20 protein-coding genes are annotated in these 21,963 nt (G+C 59.0%); 11 read left to right on the plus strand and 9 right to left on the minus strand.

Annotated features, from left to right (window positions below; all coding sequences use genetic code 11):
- Entirely contained in the window at positions 1 to 1,266 is a 1,266-nt protein-coding gene (locus tag ABVT35_RS01210; protein ID WP_368464324.1) for a lipopolysaccharide biosynthesis protein, read from the minus strand.
- Between the two features lie 131 nt (positions 1,267 to 1,397).
- On the opposite strand from ABVT35_RS01210, the gene ABVT35_RS01215 reads away from it, so the two are divergent.
- The 4 genes from ABVT35_RS01215 (at position 1,398) to ABVT35_RS01230 (ending at position 6,489) form a co-directional block, all read left to right on the plus strand.
- Positions 1,398 to 2,417, plus strand: coding sequence for an endo-1,4-beta-xylanase (locus ABVT35_RS01215; RefSeq protein WP_368464326.1), 1,020 nt, complete (start codon positions 1,398 to 1,400; stop codon positions 2,415 to 2,417).
- A gap of 296 nt (positions 2,418 to 2,713) precedes the next feature.
- On the plus strand, positions 2,714 to 4,696 hold the full coding sequence (locus ABVT35_RS01220) for a GumC family protein (protein ID WP_368464328.1): 1,983 nt from the start codon (positions 2,714 to 2,716) through the stop codon (positions 4,694 to 4,696).
- Positions 4,697 to 4,874: 178 nt separating this feature from the next.
- Entirely contained in the window at positions 4,875 to 5,792 is a 918-nt protein-coding gene (gene folD / locus ABVT35_RS01225) for a bifunctional methylenetetrahydrofolate dehydrogenase/methenyltetrahydrofolate cyclohydrolase FolD (RefSeq protein WP_368464329.1), read from the plus strand.
- Between the two features lie 121 nt (positions 5,793 to 5,913).
- Positions 5,914 to 6,489 carry a hypothetical protein gene (locus ABVT35_RS01230; RefSeq protein WP_368464331.1) on the plus strand — a complete coding sequence of 192 codons (576 nt, stop codon included), beginning with the start codon at positions 5,914 to 5,916 and terminating at the stop codon, positions 6,487 to 6,489.
- Here the strand turns inward: ABVT35_RS01230 and edd are convergent.
- The 4 genes from edd to ABVT35_RS01250 all read right to left on the minus strand — a co-directional run bounded on the left by edd (position 6,480) and on the right by ABVT35_RS01250 (position 10,827).
- Positions 6,480 to 8,300: a phosphogluconate dehydratase gene (gene edd, locus ABVT35_RS01235; protein ID WP_368464333.1), complete on the minus strand. Its 1,821-nt coding sequence runs from the start codon at positions 8,298 to 8,300 to the stop codon at positions 6,480 to 6,482. The two genes, ABVT35_RS01230 and edd, sit on opposite strands and share 10 nt — an antisense overlap.
- 18 nt (positions 8,301 to 8,318) lie before the next feature.
- Positions 8,319 to 9,020: a 6-phosphogluconolactonase gene (gene pgl, locus ABVT35_RS01240; protein WP_368464335.1), complete on the minus strand. Its 702-nt coding sequence runs from the start codon at positions 9,018 to 9,020 to the stop codon at positions 8,319 to 8,321.
- Positions 9,021 to 9,033: 13 nt separating this feature from the next.
- Positions 9,034 to 10,509, minus strand: a complete 1,476-nt coding sequence (gene zwf, locus ABVT35_RS01245) for a glucose-6-phosphate dehydrogenase (protein WP_368464337.1) — start codon at positions 10,507 to 10,509, stop codon at positions 9,034 to 9,036.
- A gap of 144 nt (positions 10,510 to 10,653) precedes the next feature.
- On the minus strand, positions 10,654 to 10,827 hold the full coding sequence (locus ABVT35_RS01250) for a hypothetical protein (protein ID WP_368464338.1): 174 nt from the start codon (positions 10,825 to 10,827) through the stop codon (positions 10,654 to 10,656).
- A gap of 121 nt (positions 10,828 to 10,948) precedes the next feature.
- On the opposite strand from ABVT35_RS01250, the gene ABVT35_RS01255 reads away from it, so the two are divergent.
- From ABVT35_RS01255 to aroQ, 3 genes are all read left to right on the plus strand, one after another.
- Positions 10,949 to 11,347: a hypothetical protein gene (locus ABVT35_RS01255; RefSeq protein ID WP_368464340.1), complete on the plus strand. Its 399-nt coding sequence runs from the start codon at positions 10,949 to 10,951 to the stop codon at positions 11,345 to 11,347.
- Between the two features lie 40 nt (positions 11,348 to 11,387).
- The gene (locus tag ABVT35_RS01260) at positions 11,388 to 11,777 is read left to right on the plus strand and encodes a GFA family protein (protein WP_368464341.1); all 390 of its coding nucleotides are present in this window, start codon (positions 11,388 to 11,390) and stop codon (positions 11,775 to 11,777) included.
- A gap of 94 nt (positions 11,778 to 11,871) precedes the next feature.
- Positions 11,872 to 12,426, plus strand: coding sequence for a gamma subclass chorismate mutase AroQ (gene aroQ, locus ABVT35_RS01265; RefSeq protein WP_368464343.1), 555 nt, complete (start codon positions 11,872 to 11,874; stop codon positions 12,424 to 12,426).
- 40 nt (positions 12,427 to 12,466) lie between these two features.
- Here aroQ and ABVT35_RS01270 read toward each other — a convergent pair whose 3' ends face one another.
- A complete protein-coding gene (locus ABVT35_RS01270; protein WP_368464345.1) occupies positions 12,467 to 13,912 on the minus strand; it encodes a glutamine synthetase family protein in 1,446 nt (481 codons plus the stop codon).
- An 80-nt stretch (positions 13,913 to 13,992) separates the two neighbouring features.
- Here ABVT35_RS01270 and ABVT35_RS01275 point away from each other — a divergent pair, with 80 nt between their 5' ends.
- Positions 13,993 to 15,171: an NAD(P)/FAD-dependent oxidoreductase gene (locus ABVT35_RS01275; RefSeq protein WP_368464346.1), complete on the plus strand. Its 1,179-nt coding sequence runs from the start codon at positions 13,993 to 13,995 to the stop codon at positions 15,169 to 15,171.
- A gap of 147 nt (positions 15,172 to 15,318) precedes the next feature.
- Here the strand turns inward: ABVT35_RS01275 and ABVT35_RS01280 are convergent, their stop codons facing one another.
- Positions 15,319 to 15,555 carry a hypothetical protein gene (locus tag ABVT35_RS01280; RefSeq protein WP_368464348.1) on the minus strand — a complete coding sequence of 79 codons (237 nt, stop codon included), beginning with the start codon at positions 15,553 to 15,555 and terminating at the stop codon, positions 15,319 to 15,321.
- Between the two features lie 77 nt (positions 15,556 to 15,632).
- Complete coding sequence (gene aceA / locus ABVT35_RS01285) at positions 15,633 to 16,922, minus strand: isocitrate lyase (protein ID WP_368464350.1); 1,290 nt, start codon at positions 16,920 to 16,922, stop codon at positions 15,633 to 15,635.
- A gap of 230 nt (positions 16,923 to 17,152) precedes the next feature.
- Here aceA and ABVT35_RS01290 point away from each other — a divergent pair, with 230 nt between their 5' ends.
- Positions 17,153 to 18,574 (plus strand): short-chain fatty acyl-CoA regulator family protein, encoded by a 1,422-nt coding sequence (locus ABVT35_RS01290; RefSeq protein ID WP_368464352.1) that lies wholly within the window; start codon positions 17,153 to 17,155, stop codon positions 18,572 to 18,574.
- A 54-nt stretch (positions 18,575 to 18,628) separates the two neighbouring features.
- Here ABVT35_RS01290 and ABVT35_RS01295 read toward each other — a convergent pair whose 3' ends face one another.
- The gene (locus tag ABVT35_RS01295; protein ID WP_368464353.1) at positions 18,629 to 19,000 is read right to left on the minus strand and encodes a PaaI family thioesterase; all 372 of its coding nucleotides are present in this window, start codon (positions 18,998 to 19,000) and stop codon (positions 18,629 to 18,631) included.
- A gap of 178 nt (positions 19,001 to 19,178) precedes the next feature.
- Between ABVT35_RS01295 and ABVT35_RS01300 the strand changes: the two genes are divergently transcribed.
- A complete protein-coding gene (locus ABVT35_RS01300; protein ID WP_368464355.1) occupies positions 19,179 to 20,915 on the plus strand; it encodes an alkaline phosphatase PhoX in 1,737 nt (578 codons plus the stop codon).
- A 109-nt stretch (positions 20,916 to 21,024) separates the two neighbouring features.
- Complete coding sequence (locus tag ABVT35_RS01305) at positions 21,025 to 21,822, plus strand: phytanoyl-CoA dioxygenase family protein (RefSeq protein ID WP_368464357.1); 798 nt, start codon at positions 21,025 to 21,027, stop codon at positions 21,820 to 21,822.
- Positions 21,823 to 21,963: the final 141 nt, after the last annotated feature.

The raw sequence follows: 21,963 nt of genomic DNA on the forward strand, positions 1-21,963 counted from the left end.
CTAAATTATCCGCCCGGCGGATTTACGCAGCGCCGGGTATGTAAGCAGCGCCGAAAGCAGATAAAGCAGGAGGAAAACGCCATTGAGCAGCGGCGCCCATTGGCTGACATCGCTGTAGGAGACGAGAAGGCCGGAAAGCATGGCCGCCTTTGAAAGGCCGATGAGTGTCATATTGATCGTGCGGATGAACGTCCGGCCGGTCGCATAGAGCAATTCGGACTGGTATTCGATAAGATTGCGCAGCGCCGGCACCGCCACAACAAGAATAAGCAGCGGTGCGGCTTCCGCGACATTCTTGCCGAGAGCCTCCGGGTAGATGGTCAAAAAGCCGGCGAAGAACAGCAGCGCCGCAGTCGAGATCAGTGCAATACCCCCTTCGATCATGGCCCGGGTTTTCATCGAGGCGATGGTATCGCGCGAACGCATGATCCCTTGCACCAGCATCATGTTGAAGGTGCGGATCGGCAGCGCGGTGAGATCAACCAGCCGCATGATGATGGCGTAAAGGCCTGCCGTTACCGGACCGCCGATGCTCAGAACCAGGAGCTTGTCGAGCTCGGACTGCAGGTAGAACAGGATTTCGGCGCCTGCCACCGACAGGGAATCGCGCCAGCGCCGCAAATAAAGTGCCGGAGACCAGCGCAATTTGTATCTCGGATAGAACACGCTGAGGGCAATTGCCATCACAATTGCGTTAGCGGCAAAGTAGAACCAGGCCCATTGCGCAAGGCTTGTATCGCCCAGATAGGCAAAGAGCAGTGCCGCCGCCGCACGAACGGACGATCCGATGACCACAAGCACTGCCGCGCGGGCGAACCGACCCATGCCGTTGCATACGATCATGACGATCTCTGCGGAGCGCCACAACAGCGCTTCGGACAGGACAATGACTGCAAAGGTGCCAAGGGTGATATCGGCTGCAAATACCAGAAAATAAGAGATCAGAGCCGCCAACGCGACCACGGGAACGGAAATGGCAAGGGCAAACATATAGCCGGCGGAATAAGCGCCGATCAGCCGCGGCTTGACCGTCGCCGCGCGGTAGAGCGGTGACGAGAAACCGAGCGCGGTTATCCGCGACAGCACGATCCCCATTGCCGATGTTGTCGCGAAGATACCGAAATCGGCGATCGAAAGCGTATTTGCAATGGCGATGAAATAGGCGAGCGAAATAACCAGCCGGCCGGCGGAACCGCTGAGCGCCCAGAAATAGCCTCTTAGAATTCTTATGTTGCGCTTAACAAATTCTACCCAGTTATGTGGCACGCTTGTCCACCGGATATCGTATTTGGATGAATTGCTTAGACATGTCTGCAGATCACGGTTTAGTCGCCGCCAAACAAGCTAGCGCAAATATCTTAACACGGCGTTCCGTGCTCGCCGGGTCGGGGGCTGCCGTGCTTGCCGGAGTCTTGCCCGGTATCGGCTTGGCAAATGCCTCGCCGGCAAAACGCCGTGTGCCTTTTGGTGCGGCTCTTGAATACCGGCACTTCATCAACGATCCTGACTATACGGCCCTGTTCGTCAATCACTGCGACATGATCTTTCCGATGAACGCATTGAAATGGGACGCTTTGCAGGGCGCTCCCGGAGAGTTCAACTATCTTCCCGCCGAAGGCATAGTGTCCTTTGCCGAAACGCTTGGACGCGGCACCTATGGCCATACGTTCGTCTGGTGGAACGCGCTTCCGGCATGGGTCGAAAAAATCGACAGTGCAGCGAAGGCCGAAGAGGTGCTTGTCAGCCACGTGCAAAATGTCGCTGCGCACTTTGCCGCAAGAGTGCCGAGTTGGGATGTGGTCAACGAGGTGGTTGCCCATGATCCCGTCAATGAAGGCCCCTGGCGCGACAGCCTGTGGATGCGGCTGCTCGGTCCGTCCCATGTCGATATTGCCTTTGCGGCGGCGGCGGAAGCCGCGCCCGGCGCCGAACTTGCGATCAATGATTACGATCTTGAGTTTCGCGGTGCTCGCTACGACGCGCGCCGAACGGCAATGCTCGATCTGGTTCGCCGGCTTCAGGACAAGGGCTTGAGGGTCGATACGGTGGGCATTCAGGGGCATCTCTATCCCGAAGTTCCCATCGGCCACGAGGAACTCGAACGCTTCATCACGGATTTGAAGGCACTTGGTGTCGGCTACCGCATAACCGAGATTGATGTCATCGACTGGAAACTGCCGCGCGATGCGTCGCGTCGCGACGACATGGCAGCCGAACATGTCGGGAATTTCCTCGATGCGGCCTTTTCAGCCGAACTGCCCCGTTCGGTATCGACCTGGGGTCTGAGCGACCGCTATTCGTGGATACCCGACGTCATGCCCCACAGAAGGGGCGGCAAAAACCGTCCGCTTCCCTTTGACGAAAATCTGAAGCCAAAGCCGATGTATGAGGTTATTCAGCGTTATCTCGCATCATAATTCGCCATGCACGGTTTCACCGTTAAAATCAACGATATGGCACATGGCGCAGCGCGATTGCCCGTTAACAAATTATTTTCCATAGTTCTTTAGGTTGCGTTAGCCATAGGCCGGGCGACAGTCCGATCAAAGTTCGGAAGGTATGCATGTTCGATCCGGATTCAAATAATAAAAGGGGAGCGCGCAGGTCACTCCTTGATTATACGGAGGATCGTCCGAATCCGCCGGCGCATTCTGTTGGCCTTTCCAGTGGCGGCCGCGACTCCAGCAAAAATATCGATCACAACGGGCCGGAAATGGAAGATGATCGCAAGGCCGCGAGACTTGAAATGCTCGACCGGTTTCGCGCCAGTGTGGCCGGCACACGGCGGAGTGCATCCGAAACTCCGGCCCCGAAGCAAAGCCGGCCTGCAGCAAAGTCGGCGGACCCGTACCCGCAGCAGCACATTTTCGACGGTGATCCCATTGAAAAGCGTGAAACGGCGCGCCCGCGTGACGGAGCGCTGATCGATCCGGTTGTCATGATCAGCGCTGCCTGGCGCTACAGGCTGTTCATCGTATTTACATCGATCCTTGGTGCGGCGCTGGGCGTAATGATCGCATTGTCGACGCCGCACAAATACGAATCGGTAAGCCAGTTCGTCCTCGACCCGCGCGAGCTGCGGCTCACCGACACTGATTTTCTGCCGCAGTCCTATTCTGCCGATTCCATACTGGCGCTTGTCGACAGCCAGGTGCAGATCGTTGATTCAAGTCCGGTTCTTCAGGCGGTTGTCAGCGATCTGAACCTCGCCGATGATCCTGAGTTCAACGGCACAGCCTCCGGCGGCTTCGGTATCGGCAGTGTTACGGGCCTTATTCGCGGCCTGCTGTTCGGTCAGGGCGATGGAGAAAGTAACCGCAACTTCATGGCCGTGCAGACGCTGGCGCGTGCGGTCAATGTTTTTCGCGGTGAAAAAACCTTCATTGTCTATGTCGATGTGACCACGGAAGATCCGGGAAAATCGGCGCTGATCGCGAACCGGATTGTTGACGTTTACATTGCCAAGCAACGCGAAGCGCAATCGGCGCTGTTCGAGCGCACAACCGCAGCCCTGACCCGGCAGCTCGATGAACTGCGCCAGGATGTCGAAGCGGCCGAGCGACGGGTTGAGCAGTACAAGGCCGACAACGATCTCGTCGATGCCGGCGGCAGCCTGATCAGCGATGAGCAGATCATCAGGCTCAATCAGCAACTGGCACAACTCAGAGCCCAAAAGGCGGAGATTCAGGTGAAGGCCGAGTCGGCCCGCAATCTCGATATCGATTCCCTCCTGTCAGGCACGTCCCCAGAAATACTGCAATCGTCGACAATCGGCGAGTTACGCGCCGAATATGCAGGGGCAAAACGCACGTCCGATGCGCTCAATACAAGCCTCGGTCCGCGCCATCCGCAACGCATCGCCGCAGAGCAGGCGCTCCGGACCGCCCGGTCCGAGATCAATAATGAATTACGCCGCATTGTCGAAGCGTCGCAGACCGAGCTTCGGCGCATCATCCAGTCCGAGCAGCAACTGGCGTCCGATCTTGCCATCTTAAAGAGCAAGCAAGTCACCACGTCGGGCGATCTGGTGCGTTTGAGGGAGCTTGAGCGCGAAGCCAATGCCACCTCGGAGATTTACGAGTCGTTTCTGAAACGGGCGCGCGAGACGCGCGAGCAGCAAAACCTCAACACCAGCAACATCCGTGTGATATCGGAAGCAACGCCGGCAATTAAGCCGGTTGGTCCTTCCCGCAAGATCATTGCGGTCGCCGGACTGTTCATCGGCTTCTTCGCCGGCCTTGCAATTACGCTGATGCTGGGCGCTTATCGGAGCATGACTGCAAGTTTCGCGGGCGCAACACGTGAACAACCGGAAAGTACCCCTGAAAGCGTCAATGTGGCGGCACCGGTCGAATCTCCCGCATCACTCGCCGCTCACGCAAACGAACCGGACGAAAGCTGGCTCGAGGATGTGGACGCCGAGCCGGACACTGAGGCCTTCGAGCCCGCCAATGACGACGCCATTGTTGATGATGTCAGCACCCGCGGCGATACGACGCTCTACAGCAGCGAAGATGTCGGCGGGGACAACGGCTGGTACGATGAAACTGCCCTGGACGACGGCACCGAAGCCTCTGATTTTGATGAAGAGGCGGAAAATATCCGTGCCGATATCCGCCAGATGCGGGAAGTTGTCGAGCGCCTGCAGGAGGCACGCCGGCAGGCACGCTCAGAGGGCGGCCGCGGCTCATACTGACCGCCGGAACGTCAAAAAGCTTCATTTTGACGACAAGAATCCGGCAATTTGACAAAAAACGACGTTTGCTGGCCATTTCATCCCGGCTAAATCTGCTTTATGCAGACCCTGAGTGTTGGCGATCCGGCCTTCGGCCTTCGAGGCGCAGCCGGACCTTTGGATTTGTGGAGCAGCAGACATGGCAGCAGTACTGGACAAGGCAACGGTAATCGACGGCAAAGCGGTTGCCGAAAGTGTCATTGAAACCGTGAAATCGGCTGCTGCCGGACTGAAGGACGCAAGCGGTCTGGTGCCGGGTATTGCTGTGGTCATTGTCGGTGAGGATCCGGCAAGCCAGGTCTATGTTGCTTCAAAGGGCAAAAAGGCAAAGGAATGCGGATTTCATTCCGTCCAGCACACATTGCCGGATACGACCAGCGAAGCCGATCTTCTCGCCCTTGTCGACGAACTCAACACAGATCCGCAAATTCACGGCATTCTGGTCCAGCTGCCGCTTCCAGATCACATTGACGACGGGCGCGTCATCCAGGCCATCAATCCGGAAAAGGACGTTGATGGCTTCCATGTGATCAATGCCGGCAAGCTGACGACCGGTGAAATCGAAAGCGCTTTTGTGCCGTGCACGCCAGCCGGCTCCATGCTGCTCATCGAACGGGTGCGCGGCAAGGACCTGTCCGGTCTCACGGCCGTTGTGGTCGGCCGTTCAAATATTGTCGGCAAGCCGATGGCAAGCCTGCTTCTGGCAGCCAATGCAACGGTCACCATCGCCCACAGCCGCACCCCGGACCTTGCCGCCACCTGCCGCAATGCAGATATTCTTGTCGCAGCCGTCGGCCGCCCCGAGATGATCAAGGGCGACTGGGTCAAGCCCGGCGCAACCATCATCGATGTCGGCATCAACCGCATCCCGGCGCCCGAGCGCGGCGAAGGCAAATCGCGGCTCGTCGGCGATGTCGCTTTTGCCGAATGCGCCGAAGTCGCAGGCGCAATCACCCCGGTACCAGGCGGTGTCGGTCCCATGACAATTGCCATGCTGATGGCAAATACGGTTGTTTCAGCCTACCGTCACGCCGGACGCACCCCGCCGACCTTCTGATAGGTCGCAGGAGCTTTCAACGGATTTCATCCGGCATGTTGCACCTTTGTACAGGCGCCGCCCGCCCGCCAATTGCCTATTCTTGACGCACTGAACATGTCGGGATCGGGATTGCGGGAGGATGAACTTGTTTCGTTCGCTAGGCGCAGCAGTGCTGTCTTTGCTTTTTCTGTCGGCGCCGGGTGGCGCCGTAAAGTTCCCGCCCCATGCGCGGATATATCTGATCGATGAAACCGGCCGTGAGACAGCGATAGGCGCAGTGACTTTTTCCGGCACCGGTCCGCACAGGGACATATCCGTTACGGTGGAAGCACCGCAGTTCAGCGATCACTTTTTGTCCATGCGTCCCTTCCGCTGCATTCAGGGCGAAAAGGAATGGTTCTGCTATCTTCCCTATCCCTATGCGCTGAATAATACCGTCAGCGCCAGCGATCTGCGGGATCTGGAATACAGTCTTCTGTTTATCCGCAAAACACCGGCCGAATTCGGCATCGATGCCTGGAACGGTCTCTATTACCGGCTGACGCTCGAAGAGAGTGGCGAGATCACAGGCGAGTTGCTTGAGGGCGATCTGAACGTGCTGGCAAGCCCGCCCTTGCAGGACCATGCGCGGCCGATCGAACTCGATGAGTTCATTGAAGCCGAACCGGGCAGGCGCCTTTTCCCGCGCCTGGTGATAAGGCCGTCTCAACCGTAAAGAACGCTGGCGCCCTCGTCGGCTCGGCCGGCCAGGCTGCGGAAATTTGCAAACAGCTCGCGGCCCATGCCATGGCCGCTTTCCGAAATGTCCGCTGTAGCCGGCGCGCGGGCGGCAAACTCGGCGTCATCCACAAGCACGCTCATCGTGCCGTTTTTGGCGTCCAGCCGGATCATGTCGCCCTCGCGCAACTTGGCGATTGGGCCGCCGTCCAGCGCTTCGGGGGTGACGTGAATGGCTGCCGGAACTTTGCCGGAAGCCCCCGACATGCGCCCGTCGGTAACCAGCGCGACCTTGAAGCCGCGATCCTGCAGAACGCCAAGCGGTGGTGTGAGCTTGTGCAGTTCCGGCATGCCGACGGCCTTCGGTCCCTGGAAGCGCACAACGGCGACAAAATCGCATTCCAGCTCGCCGGCCTTGAAGGCCTCCTGCAGCGCCTGCTGCGTGTTGAAGATCTTGACCGGCGCCTCGACGACGTGTCTTTCCGGCTTCACCGCTGAAATTTTGATCACCGACTTGCCGAGATTGCCGGTCAGCATCTTCAGACCGCCATTGTCCTGGAACGGTTTGTCAATGGTCGAGAGGATCTTGGCGTTGGCGCTTTGCGCCGGGGCCGGCTCGCGTGCAACCGTGCCGTCGCTGTTGAGCCCCGGCTCGATGGCATAGTCGGCGAGACCCTCGCCCCAGACGGTGCGCACATCGTCGTGCAGCAGGCCGCCCTTGAGTAGCTGGGAAATCAGATAGCCCATGCCGCCGGCGGCGTGGAAGTGGTTCACGTCCGACGGACCGTTCGGATAGACCCGTGCCAGCAGCGGCACGATATCTGAAAGCTCGGATATATCTTCCCAGGTCAAGACAATCCCTGCCGCGCGCGCCATGGCGATCAGGTGCATGGTGTGGTTGGTCGAACCGCCCGTTGCATGCAGGCCGACGAGGCCGTTGATGACGCTGCGCTCGTCGAACATGACGCCGGCGGGCGTGTACTCGTTTCCGAGCGCGGTGATGGCAAGCGCCCGTTTGGCGGCTTCCTTTGTCAGCGCATCGCGAAGCGGCGTTCCCGGATTGATGAAGGAGGCGCCCGGAAGATGGAAGCCCATGATCTCCATCAGCATCTGGTTGGAATTGGCGGTGCCGTAGAACGTGCAGGTGCCGGGGCCGTGATAGGATTTGGATTCGGCTTCCAGCAGCTCCTTGCGGCCGATCTTTCCTTCCGCATAGAGCTGGCGGATGCGCACTTTCTCATCGTTCGGCAGGCCGGATGTCATCGGGCCGGCAGGGATAAAGACAGCCGGCAGGTGGCCGAAGGTGAGGGCGGCGATGACGAGGCCCGGAACGATCTTGTCGCAGACCCCGAGATAGGCGGCTGCGTCGAACATGTTGTGCGAAAGGCCGATGGCTGCCGACATGGCGATGACGTCGCGTGAAAACAGCGACAAGTCCATACCCGGCTGGCCTTGGGTGACGCCGTCGCACATGGCCGGAACGCCACCTGCGACCTGGGCGACCCCCCCGGCCTCATGGGCGGCCTTGCGGATCAGTTCCGGAAAGGTTTCGAACGGCTGATGCGCCGACAGCATGTCGTTGTAGGAGGTGATGATGCCGAGATTGGCGACCCGGTCGCCGGAAAGCGCTTCCTTGTCCGATACCCCGCAGGCGGCGAAGCCGTGCGCGAGATTGCCGCACGACAGCACCGTGCGGTTCGGTCCCTCTTCTGCGGCCTTGCGGGTGCGCTCAAGATAGATTTCGCGGGTCGGCTTGGACCGCTCGACGAGGCGTCTGGTGATTGCGGTGACGGATGCTTGTGCGGACATGGTGTTCCTGCCGTTGTGTCAGGGGGTCCAGTAGACCTGGAGCGGGTTTTTCGTCTGCCTTAAAATAGCGCGCAACGGCAGTTCCTCCACCGGACCTTCCTTTAGCGCTTTTTCAAGGACATCGTTCTTTTCTTCGCCCTCGATATGCAGGACGGCGAGTTCAGCGTTGCCGATGACCGGCTGTGTCAGGGTCAGCCGATCTTCGGGCAGATTTGGCGCACTGGCAGCCAGCACCGTTGCGCTCTGGTTTGGATCCGTCACCGCTTTCAGCTCCGGGCTTTCAGGAAACCAGGAAGCCGTGTGGCCGTCGGTGCCGAGCCCGAGCACGGCAACGTCCAGCGCCCTTCCAAGCGCCTCGAACTTGAGCGCCGCATCGGTTGCTGCTTCCGGCGGGGTCATCCCGTCGCAATAGAGCGGAATGAAGTCCGCGAAGGCGGCTTTGTTCTGCAGAAGGTGGGTGGCGACCAGCCGGTGGTTTGAGCGCTCGTGCGAGGGTGGCACAAAGCGCTCGTCGACCAGCATCACCGTGACCTTCGACCAGTCTATGTCTTCCTTGCTCAGGGTCTGAAACAGGAGCCGCGGGGTCGATCCGCCGGAAACGGCGAGCACGGCCTGGCCGTTGCGGTTGATCGCGTCGGCAAGCGCTGAGGCGATCCGCCCCGACAGGGACCCGGCCAGCAACTGGCCGGTGGAATAGCGATTGAACTGTGGCTCGGACATGTCCGCGTCTAACCTACCTGCTTTCGTGCCAGGTTCGGCCGTCTCTTTCTATCAGCGCAATGGCGTTGGTCGGGCCGGAGGTTCCGGCGGTATAACCCTGGCACGCCTGATCGGTTTCTTCCCATGCCTTCAGGATCGGATCGATCCACTGCCATGCGGCCTCGACCTCGTCGCGGCGCATGAATAGCGTCTGGTTGCAGCGGATGACATCCATCAGCAGACGCTCATAGGCGTCCGGATTGCGTACCCCGAAATTCTCCGCAAAGCTCATGTCGAGCGGCACGTGCCGCAGCCGCATGCCGCCTGGTCCTGGATCCTTGATCATGATCCACTGTTTTACCGCTTCGTCCGGCTGCAGCCGGATGACCAGCTGGTTGGCGATGACCTGTCCCGCGCTTTCATTGAAGATGGAGTGCGGTATCGGCTTGAAATTGATGACGATTTCAGAGACACGCTGCGCCATGCGCTTGCCGGTCCTTAAATAAAACGGAACGCCCGCCCAGCGCCAGTTTTCGATCTCCGCCTTGATCGCAACGAAGGTTTCCGTGTTCGAACCTTGGTCGCCCAGCTCTTCCAGATATCCGTCAACCGCACCGCCGGCCGATGCTCCGGCCCGGTACTGGCCCCGAACTGTCTTCTTGGCCGCGTTGCGTGCATCAATCGGATGCAGCGCCCGCAGGACTTTCAGCTTTTCGTCGCGCACGGCTTCGGCATCGTCCGATGTCGGCGCCTCCATGGCGACGAGGCACAAAAGCTGCAGAATGTGGTTCTGCACCATGTCGCGCAGGGCGCCCGCCCGGTCATAGTAGCCGGCGCGACCCTCGAGGCCGACGGCCTCGGCAACGGTGATCTGCACATGGTCGATATGGGCCGAGTTCCATAAGGGCTCATAAAGCGCATTGGCAAAGCGCAGCGCCATCAGGTTCTGCACCGTCTCCTTGCCGAGATAGTGGTCGATGCGGAAGATCTGCTCTTCGGCAAAGGCCTGCCCGATCGTGTCATTGAGCGCGCGCGCCGTTTCCAGATCCCGGCCGATCGGCTTTTCGACGACGATGCGCGTGTTGTCCGTAATCAGGTCGTGACTGCGGATGCGATCGCAGATATTGCCGAAAAGGGAAGGGCCGACCGCAAGATAGAAAGCCCGGACCCGATCCTTGCCCTCGGAAAGGAGCTTTCCGAGGCCGTCCCACCCGTCATCATTGCCGGCATCCACCGAAACATAATGCAGACGGTCCAGGAAGCGCTTGACTTCTTTCTCGTCGAACTCGCCGCTTTTGAGGTGCTGCATCAGCGCTTCGCCGGCAAATTTGCGATAGGCCTCGTCCGTCAGTTCAGAGCGTGAAGCACCGATAATGCGGGTGGGTTCGCTCAATTGCCCGGAGATCTGCCGGTGATAAAGGGCCGGCAAAAGCTTGCGCTCGGCAAGATCGCCTGTGCCGCCGAAGACGACATAATCAAAGGGTTCGACAGGAATGGTCTGGCTGCTCATCGGCTGTTTGCTCGTGCTGCAGGAAATCTGGCCTTCTCATAATCTAATCGATTTAAAAAAGCCAGAGAGAAAATTCCGGGCTGGCATTCAAATAGCGATTTCAGCGTAGGAGCGAACATTTTTTGCCTGCTTCGGAAAGGCGAACTAGCGCGCCTCCGGATCATTCCAAATGGTAATCGCTGTCTGCACAGACTCCATGGTCAGGCAAAGCATAATGGCATAGAACGGGGCGTAAATCAGGGGAATGTAAAAGAAATTGAGCGCAAAGCTGGCAACGACGGTCCATATAATTCCGACCAGCGACTGCAAGATACCCAACAACCTCCTGATCGATCGGGTATCCGATCTTCAACATTTGATTGAACTGCGGGGTTGAAATAGCGAATTACGAGTGGTGAATTGTACCCCCGGCTTAATATCCGACAGTAGGAGTTCGCCAATGCCCGATTTCGTGAAAAGACTGTTGCCTATCGTATTCTTGTTGGATCTGCTGTCGGGCGCCGCGGCCGATGACGCTTCACCGTTTTCCGGGGTCTGGACAGGAACCGGGTTTCAGGGTGAACATAGCTGGTCGATGCGTGTCACCTTCGCGCCGGAAGAGGTGCGCATCGAATATCCGTCGCTGGAGTGCGGCGGAACCTGGGTACCTGCTTCCCGTAACTCCAAACATGAAGGCGAAGCGTTTTTCCACGAACGTCTCGAATACGGGCACCAAGCCTGCTTCGCGGACGGTTTCGTTAGGATACGCACAACGCCTTCGGGGATCGACTATGAGTGGTCCCGGTCAGCGGGTTCTTTGGTGGAAGCCACCGCATCGCTGCGGCGGGAGCCGAACTGAACCGCTGGACGATCCAACAAAAAGGAGCCAGGCCTGCACCATGCATAAGGGATCTTGCCTCTGCGGAAAGGTGACGTTTGAAGTCACTGGTGACCTGCCCAGGCCCAGCGCCTGTCACTGTTCGCAATGCCGGAAGCACTCGGGGCATTTTGAGGCCTCGACGGACCTTCCCCGCGCCTCGGTCACCGTCTACGGATCCGAGAACGTCACCTGGTATCACTCCTCTGAAAAGGTCCGGCGGGGATTTTGCTCAATCTGCGGTTCATCGCTTTTCTGGGACCCGGTTGATCAGGACAAACACGATTGGACGGCCATTGCCATGGGTGCGTTCGACACGCCGACCGGAACCAGGCTCGAAAAACACATTTTCGTTGCCGACAAGGGCGACTATTACGAGATTGCCGACGGACTGCCTCAACACGACCAATAAATTGATAAAGAGATATCCGGCCACTCCACCACCACATTCAGCAACAAATGCTGCGCAAAGGCCGGATGAAATTGCGGCCGGGAAAGGATGAAACGTGTTTAAATTCAAGGTCAGGACCGCCCGCTGTTTCTGGATCGCGCTGATCGCCCCTGCTTTTTGGGTTAGCCTTGCATCCGCCGACAGCGCCACCGCACCGGCGCTTATCGCGGAACGCCTGTCTCTCATGAAGGACGTCGCAATCTACAAGGCGAAAAACGGCCGGCCAGTCGAGGATCTTGAACGCGAGGCTGTCGTTCTCGATGCCGCGGTGGCGGCTGCGGGCGATCACGGGCTTGAGCCGGAGACGACGCGGGCGTTCTTCCAGGCGCAGATCGACGCCGCAAAGGATATCCAGTTCTGCTGGCTCGATAAGTGGGCAGCGACATCGCAGCAGCCGGAGGGCGGGGCCGATCTCGTGACCGAACTGCGCCCCGAGCTTTTGCGTCTTGGCAATGCCATCGTCGAAGCGATCGCCGCGGACATCGCCAATGGCAGGTCTGCTCCGAATCCTCAATCGTTCCGTGATGCGGTTGCGGTTGAGTGTCTCGGTGACGAGTCCAATACGGCGATTGCGAAAACACTGTCCGGGATCACGCTGCGCGGTGAGTGAATGCGCGCCGAATGCAAAGAAAAAGTAATTCCCTCAGACCCTACACATTCAAGAGCAGATACTGCCGCTCCCACGGGCTGATGACCTGCATGAAGGTTTCGAATTCGCCGCGTTTCACGCCGGCATAGATGTCGATGAAGTCGCTGCCGAAGACGTCGATGAAGGCCGGTTCGTCCTCAAGCACTGACACCGCCTCCAGAAGGCCGCGTGGCAGCTCCACCGTGGTGCCTTCATTGGCGGTCGTCGCCGTCGGGCTGTCCGGCACGATCTCGCGCACCATGCCGAGCCAGCCGCAGGCAAGCGATGCGGCAATCGCGAGATACGGATTGGCGTCGGACGAGGGCAGCCGGTTCTCGACCCGCCGGGCGGCGGCATCCGAATTCGGCACGCGGAACGCCACGGTTCGGTTGTCATAACCCCAGGCATTGTTGACCGGGCAGGCCATTTCCGGGGTCAGCCGCCGGTAGGAATTGACATAAGGCGCCATCATTACCAGCGCCTTCGGCACGAAGTGCTGCATGCCGCCGATGAAGGAAAAGAATTTCGCAGAGGGCGAGCCGTCGGGATTGCAGAATATGTTGCGGCCCGTCTTCAAGTCGCTCACCGACTGGTGGATGTGCATGGCCGAGCCCGCCTGACCCTGCATGGGCTTTGCCATGAAGGTTGCATACATGCCGTGTTTCAGCGCCGCCTCGCGCAGCGTGCGCTTGAACATGAAGACCTGATCGGCAAGCTTCAGGGGATCGTCGTGGCGCAGGTTGATCTCGAGCTGGGCCGGGCCTTCCTCATGGATGAGCGTATCGATCTCCAGGCCCTGGATTTCGGAAAAATCGTAAATATCGTCGATCAGCTCGTCGAATTCGTTGACGCCGGCGATCGTATAGGACTGGCCGCGCGCGATCGTGCGCCCCGAACGGCCGACCGGCGGCTGAAGCGGATAATCGGGATCGTCGTTGAGCGCGATGAGGTAGAACTCGATCTCCGGCGCGACGGCAGGCCTCCAGCCCTTCTGCTCGTAAAGCGAAAGGACGCGTTTCAAAACATTGCGCGGCGCGTATTCGACGCTTTCGCCCTGCGGGCCGACGATATCGCAGATCACCTGCGCCGTCGGATCGCTCTCCCAGGGAACGACGGCAAGCGTCGAAAGGTCCGGCATCAGTTTCAGATCGCCGTCTTGCGGGTCGTAGCGGAAATTGCCCGTTTCATCCGGATATTCGCCTGAGATTGTCTGCCGGTAGAGCGCCGATGGCAGCGAAAGCGATGTGTTGGACGTGAATTTCGACGTCGGCATCATCTTGCCGCGCGGAACGCCCGCAAGGTCCGGCGTGACGCACTCGATATCCTCAATGCCGCGCCAGTTCAGCCAGCCATTGACCTGCTTCCAGTTTTCAACGCCGCGCTTATTGTCTACATAGGCGGGCTTGCGGGTCGTCTTTCTGGCGTCGCCGGATTTTTTTGCGGACGTCTTGTCGGATTTTTGGGCCATGAATTGCTCTTCAGATTGTATTCCGGTTCTCTTAGAGCAACACGCGCCCATTTGGAACCACTTGGGCCGGGAGCTGCCGCATGCGGCAATATGATGTCGTGATCCTCGGGGCGGGCGCCGCCGGAATGATGTGCGCGATCGAGGCGGGAAGGCGCGGGCGCAAGGTACTGATCATCGATCATGCAAAGGCGCCGGGCGAAAAGATCCGCATATCAGGCGGTGGCCGCTGCAACTTCACCAATATCCATGCAGCGCCCGGCAATTTTCTTTCCGCCAACAGACATTTCTGCAAATCCGCGCTCAGCCGCTATACGCAGCATGATTTCATCGCGCTCATTGAACGTCACGGCATCGCCTATCATGAAAAGACGCTCGGCCAGCTCTTTTGCGACGGCACTTCGCGCCAGGTCATCGATATGCTGGTTCGGGAAATGCGCGAAGCCGGCGTTGAGCTTTCGGTTTCCACGCAATTCGAAGCGGTAGAGGAGACAGGGAAGGGATTCACCGCCCGGCTCTCAACCGGCGCCGTCAGTGCCCGCGCGGTGGTGGTGGCGACAGGCGGCAAGTCGATCCCCAAAATGGGAGCGACCGGGCTTGGCTATCGCATTGCCGAACAGTTCGGGCTCGCGGTAACCGAAACCTGCCCGGCGCTGGTGCCGCTGACCTTCGACGAAAGCCTGCGCGAACGTCTCAAGCCGCTTGCGGGTGTTTCGGCGGATGCCATCGTGAGCTGCAACGGGACGGCGTTCGAAGAGGCGATGCTCTTTACCCACCGTGGCATCAGCGGCCCGTCGATCCTGCAGATTTCATCCTACTGGCGCGAGGGCGACGAGATCACCCTGTCATTATTACCAGGGCAGGATCTTTTTTCGTTGCTACTTGAGGCGCGGGCGGAAAACGGCCGTCAATCGGCACATACCGCACTCTCTGCCCATCTGCCGAAGCGGTTGGCGCAAATCATCTGCGAGAATGGCGGTGCAAAAGGAAAGCTGGCAGAAATGGCGGACCGGCAGCTGCGGCAGATCGCCGATGCAGCGCAGAAATGGCAAATCAAACCGACCGGTTCGGAAGGCTATAGGACCGCGGAAGTTACGCTCGGCGGCGTTGATACCGCTGGACTCGATTCAAGGACAATGCAGGCAAAGAATACGTCCGGTCTTTATTTCATCGGTGAGGTGGTGGATGTGACCGGCTGGCTCGGTGGTTACAATTTCCAGTGGGCCTGGTCGTCCGGCTGGGCGGCGGGGCAGGCCGTTTAGAGCGCTCTGGATCGACCCGGTATTGGCCGGGTAACACTCCGCCGCGAAACCTCTCGCCTGGGCGCTTGGCAACAAAGCGGCGGAATGCTGGCAGGACCGGCTGGGAGGCTCAGAAACAACCGGTCCGGCCTTTTACGATTCCTCTATTCAGGAACCCTGCGTGACGATGACCGGAATAAGCAGGTCACCCCAGTTGCCTTCACCGCCATGGTGGCGCGCGGAGCGTACAAGTTCGACCGATACACCCGCATCGACGGCCTTCATCACGGACTGGTTCAGCCTGTGCAGGTCGTTTGCAACCATGCGGATCGCAGCCTGCTGGTCTGCGGTCATGGAAGAGGACTGTTCTTCAGCCCGTTCTTTGACGCGTGTCTGCGGTGCCATTGTGAAAACTCCTTATCTGGCGATTGCAGGTGGTAGAAAAAGGGACGGGCAGTCACAGGTCCGCCCGTCCCGGCCGCCTATTCGGCAGCCGGCTTGAACTGTGCGGTTTCGGTCGATTCACCCATGGCAGTCGTGGACGACTGTCCGCCGGTGATCGCCATGGAGACGGCGTCGAAGTAACCGGTACCAACTTCACGCTGGTGCTTGGTTGCCGTGTAGCCGTTGGCTTCGCCGGCAAATTCGGCTTCCTGCAGCTCCGAATAGGCCGCCATCTGGCGGTCCTTGTAGCCGCGTGCCAGTTCGAACATGCCGTAGTTCAGCTGGTGGAAGCCGGCAAGCGTGATGAACTGGAACTTGTAGCCCATGGCGCCGAGTTCGCGCTGGAACTTGGCAATGGTCGCATCGTCGAGGTTCTTCTTCCAGTTGAACGACGGCGAGCAGTTATAGGCCAGAAGCTGGTCGGGGTGCTCCTTGCGGACGCCTTCGGCAAAGCGCTTGGCCTGCTCGAGGTCCGGCTTGGAGGTCTCGCACCAGATGAGGTCCGAATGCGGCGCGTAGGCGATGGCGCGTGCAATGCAGGGCTCAAGGCCGTTCTTGACCCGGTAGAAGCCCTCGGCCGTGCGGCCTGCCTCATAGTCGACAAACGGCTGGTCACGCTCGTCGATATCGGAGGTCAGAAGCTTTGCGGCTTCGGCGTCGGTACGGGCAATGACCAGGGTCGGCGTGCCCATGACGTCGGCGGCGAGCCGTGCTGCATTGAGGTTACGGATATGGGCCGCGGTCGGGATCAGAACCTTGCCGCCGAGATGGCCGCATTTCTTTTCCGATGCCAGTTGGTCTTCGTAGTGAACGCCGGCAGCGCCCGCTTCGATATAGGCCTTCATCAGCTCGAAGGAGTTGAGCGGGCCGCCGAAACCGGCTTCCGCATCGGCAACGATCGGAGCGAACCAGGTGTCGACCGAAAGGCCGTTGCCTTCCGAGGTTTCAATCTGGTCGGCGCGCTGCAGCGTGCGGTTGATGCGCTTTGCAAGCTCCGGGCCGGCATTTGCCGGGTAGAGCGACTGGTCGGGGTACATCGCCGAAGCCGTGTTTGCGTCGGCGGCAACCTGCCAGCCGGAAAGGTAGATGGCCTTGAGACCGGCGCGGACCATCTGCATGGCCTGGTTGCCGGAGAGCGCGCCGAGCGCGTTGACGAAGTCGTCATTGTGGATCAGCTGCCACAGCTGGTTGGCGCCCATTTCGGCGAGCGAATATTTGATCTGTACGGAACCGCGCAGCTTTTGAACGTCTTCCGCTGTGTAAGGACGGTCGATGCCGTCAAAGCGGCCTTCGGGTGCGCTGGGAACCAGGTTGTAAAAATCAGTCATGCCGATCTCCGTTATCTGCACATTTGAGCTTCGATTTTCCTGAAGCTGCGTTTTTCTTGGGATTGATGTGACTGTTTTTACAATGCAGCGCACAAAAGGAACAGAAAAATCCGCAAAATCAGCGCCATAAAAGGGTCACGCTGTATCAATTGTGACAAATCCCAATTGTAAATTTGTAAAAATTGTAATAGCCTGAATTCGGTAAAATTTGTCAAACATTGTAAAATTCCATGGCTGAACAGAAAATCTTCGCCGGTCCGCGCCTGCGCCGCATCCGCAATCAGCTGGAACTGACCCAGACCGCAATGGCCGAGGAACTGGGGATTTCCCCGTCCTATCTCAATCTGATCGAGCGCAACCAGCGGCCCTTGACTGTGCAGCTGCTACTGCGCCTGACGTCCGTCTACAAAATCGACCTTGAGGAGCTGCAGGGCGAGACCACCGGCACGACGAGTGCGCTGAAGGAAGTGTTTTCTGACCCGCTGCTGGCCGAAGCGTTGCCGGGCGATCAGGAACTCATCGAGGTGGCCGATGCCGCCCCCAATGCGGCGGCAGGCGTCGTCAAGCTTTACCGTGCCTATAAGGAAGCCCAGTCACGGCTCTCGGGCCTTTCGGAACTGTTGGCGCGCGAGGGGCACACGACGTCGGTCTCCAGCGCCAGGCTGCCGGTGGACGAGGTGCGAGAGGTCTTCGAGCGGCGGCCAAATTACATCGCCCCGATCGAGGAGGCAGCCGAGACGTTTCACGACAAGCTTAAGCCTGGCGAGGATCTTGCCGGTGCGCTGCGTTCGTGGCTCGCACGCGAACACGGCATTGTCGTGCGGCTTTTGCCGGTGCACACCATGCCCAACTGGAGGCGGCGTTTCGACCGTCATTCCATGCGGCTCTTCCTGTCGGAACGGCTTTCGCCCTTCGACCAGTTGCGGGAAATCGCCGTTGAGGTCGCACAGCTTGCCTTCCGCGATCAGATATTGGGCGAACTGGAGGAACTCGATTTTTCCTCCGACGAGGCGAAACGGCTCGGCCGGTTCGAGATCGCCCGCTATGCCGCCCATGCGCTGATGATGCCCTATGGCGCATTCCAGGCGGCGGCCATGCGGGTGAAATATGACCTCGACGTCCTGCGTTCGCGCTTTCACGTCTCATTCGAACAGGTGGCAAACCGGGTCACCATGCTGCAGCGCCAGGGTGCGGCAGGTGTTCCCTTTTTCATGCTCGAGGTGGACAATGCCGGAAACCGCTTCCGCCGCGCAGGCGCGCGCGGCTTTCCGCAATCGCGCTTTGGCGGGGCCTGTCCCAAGCTGAACATCCATGCGGCCTTCACCCAGCCCGGCCAGATCTTTGTTGACACGGTGGAAATGCCCGATGGCGCTGAGTTCCTCATCGTTTCGCGCACGCTCGAGGGCCCGCAAAGCGCCTTTAATGAGCGGGTGCGCCGCACCGCCGTGCTTGTCGGTTGCGATATCGGGTTCCGCGAGGAAATCATCTACGGCAATGCGGTCACCGGCAGTGGTATGGAGCCGACGCCGGTCGGACCGGCCTGCCGCCTTTGCGAACGCCAGGGCTGTCTGTCGCGCGCCGAGCCGCCGCTCACCCGCCCGTCAGGGCTTGATGAAATGGTGACAGGATTGAGTGCATTTGATTTTCAGTAGTCCGGACTGACGTGTATTGGATACAAACCGCAACGGTGAGCACGAAGTTCGATGTTATCCCGTAGCGAAGATCGAAAACTGGCCATGCGCCATGGCAGCCAGCTTGCCCTCGTTCCAGATCTCCGATTCCAGCGTCGCGATCGTCCTGCCCTTGTTTATCACCGTGGAAACGCAGGCAATCGATCCGGACATCACCGGCCTGAAATAGTTGATCGCGCAGTTTATGGTCGCGCAGGCTTTACCCTCGTCCAGCATCGGATACAAGGCGGCGCCCATTCCCGTGTCCGCCAGCGAGTACAAAACGCCGCCATGCACGACGTTGTGCGGGTTGAGCAATTCCCGCCGAACCGGAACTTCCAGCCTGCTTTCGCCCGGCGATTGATCGACAATTTCAAACCCGATCAGGTCTGCATATGGATGCGACATTGATTGCCCTTTTTGCCTGTGCGCTGGTTAGGTGATTATCGGCGCGACTATTGAGCCTTTGCATTGAAATACAGGCTCCAGAGGAACTGATAGCAGCTCAAAGTCCGTCCGGTCATCATTTTTTGACTGCTTGTTAAAGAACGCATAGCCTTCTTGTTTCACCTTCAGGGAGGCAATAATGAATAAGATCACAAGACTACTCTCAACAACGGCCATGGCGTGTATTGCTGCGGCCGCAGTTCATAACGTTACCTTCGCAAAAGACCTTGTACGTGTGGCAACCATGCCTGCCGGTGCCGAGGTCACGGGCCTGAGCACGAACAAGGACGGCGACCTGTTTTTGAACGCGCAGCATCCGGGCGGCAAGAACGTCTATGGTGACGGGGTTCCGCCCGCCTCCATCGGTTATGTCCAGGGTTTTGACCCCGACGCGCTTTCGGGCGGCGGCATGTCCATTCCCGACGCCTCCAAACACGGTGATGTCAATGTCGCCAACGGCGCCTACGTCACCTTCGGCAAAGCAGGCGACAAGCTTGGTTCCGGACAGATACTCGGCGGCGTTTACGATACGTCCGGCAAGCTGATGTATGTGTCCAACACGCCGGACTTCAATGGATTTGTGCCCCGTGGCGACGGCACCGCCTATCTCTATACCGCCTGGGAGGGCGCCGGGCGCGATGGCGCCAGCACGGTCAGCCGCATTTCCCTGAAGAAGGTCGACGGTAAATGGCAGGCCGATCTCAACGCTTCCCGCAACGTCGATCTCGCCCCGGTGCATGGCGGTGCGGTTTTATGCTCCGGCATCGTCACGCCATGGGGCTCGCCCTTGCTGGCGGAGGAGTATTTCTTCTACGGCACGGAAACCTGGAACCATCCCGATAATCACGATGAAGACGAGAAGATCTTCTTCCGCAAGGGCAACGACATCAACTACATCAAGCCGAAGAACATGAGCCAGTATCTCGGCAAGATGTCCAATCCCTACCGCTACGGCTACATGATTGAGATCGTCGATGCGACAAGCGAAGACGGCGAAAAACCGGTCAAGCACTACGCCACCGGGCGGCTCAGCCATGAAACGGCTGCGATCATGCCGGACAACAAAACCGTCTATATGACAGATGATGATTCCGCCGCTTACGCCCACAAGAAATACAATACCGCCTCCGGCGGCGTTTTCTTCAAGTTTATCGCCGACAATCCCGGCGATCTCAGCGCCGGTACGCTCTATGCGGCAAAACTCACCCAGGACAATGAAGCCGATCCCAACAAGGCCGGATTCGATGTCAGCTGGGTCGAACTGGGTCACGGCAACAATGCCGAAATAGACGGCTGGATCAGTGAATATGACGGCGTCACGGTTGCCGACTACAAGGAAGGCGAAACCAATTACATAAGTGACGCGGAAGTCCTCGCCTGGGCAGAAACCAAGTCCGGCAAGGATCTGGATGGAGACGGCAAGGTCGCCGCAGCCAAGGACGGTCGTGCCGCGTTCCTGGAGAGCCGCAAGACAGCGGCCGCCATGGGCGCCACAAACGAGTGGGACAAACTCGAGGGCGTCACCTCGCACGGCAACAATGTCTATATATCCGCATCGGCAGTTTCCTTCACCATGGACAAGAGCTGGGGCCACAAGGACTGGTCGACCGGTGAGATCGATAAGGCGAAAACCGGCGATATCGCCCTTAATGCGGAAGGGTGTGGCGCGACTTATATGGCGCAGACGGGCGATGACTACAACATCACCCGTTTGGAGCCCTATGTGGTCGGCAAGACCACGGCTGACGGAAAGTGCGATCCGGGCTTGCCCGCCAACCCCGACAACATCCTGGCGCTGAACGACGGATCGTTGATGATCGGCGAGGATGCCGGTCCGAAGCGCCACGAACTGGATATGCTCTGGCTGGTGAAATAAGCTCTTGAAAAGAACGCGGATGGCCTCGAGTTCATGGCCATCCGCAGGTGTTTGACACGTCATGCATCCGGCGCCGATGTCGTTCGTGATGGTTCCAGGAGAGTTACCGATGCCACATCCGCTCATCAGTCGGGATCATGTCGAAACCTACCAGCGCGACGGCGTGGTGCTCGTCAGGGGACTGTTCAAGGACTACGTGGAGACGATCCGGCGGGGCATCGAGACCAACATGTCCGAACCGGGTGAATACGCTGCTGAAAATCTGAAGAAGGGCGAGGGCGGCCGGTTCTTCGATGATTACTGCAACTGGACCCGAATAGCCGAATTCGAGGATGTCATTCGCAATTCCCCGGTAGCCGAAGTGGCGGCCGATCTGATGCGCTCAGATCGTGTGCAGATTTTTCATGACCATATCCTCGTCAAGGAACCCGGCACGTCGAAGCCGACGCCGTGGCACCAGGACGCTCCCTATTACTTTGTCGAGGGCGAACAGACGATCAGCTTCTGGGTGCCTGTGGATCCGGTCAAAGAGGCATCCTTGCGTTGTGTCGCCGGCTCCCACAATTGGGAGAAGCCGGTCCTGCCGACCCGCTGGCTTTCCGAGGAAGACTTCTACCCGGATCGCGATGCCTATATGCCCGTTCCTGATCCCGATGCCGAAGGCATGCGTGTCATAGAGTTCGAAATGGAGCCTGGCGATGCGGTGGCCTTCAACTACAAGACCCTGCACGGAGCGCGAGGAAACAATTCCACATCCCGCCGCAGGGCATTCTCACTGCGCCTGGTCGGCGACGACGCCCGCTATGTGGACCGCCCCGGCCGGACCTCGCCGCCATTTCCTGGACATGACATGAAACCGGGTGAAGCGTTGCGGGAAGACTGGTTCCCGGTCATCTTTTCGCGGTGAAGGGCCGAGCCGTTTGCCGAATGGCCAAATCCGTCAGAATCCAAACAAACAGACATTGATGTGGAAGAAATCGGAAACGCTTCGCCTGCTCCACTCGTCACTTGACATTTTAGGACGCTTGTCCTAATTAGATAGGCTATA

Source organism: Hoeflea sp. TYP-13 (assembly GCF_040932035.1).
Classification (GTDB): Bacteria; Pseudomonadota; Alphaproteobacteria; order Rhizobiales; family Rhizobiaceae; genus Hoeflea_A.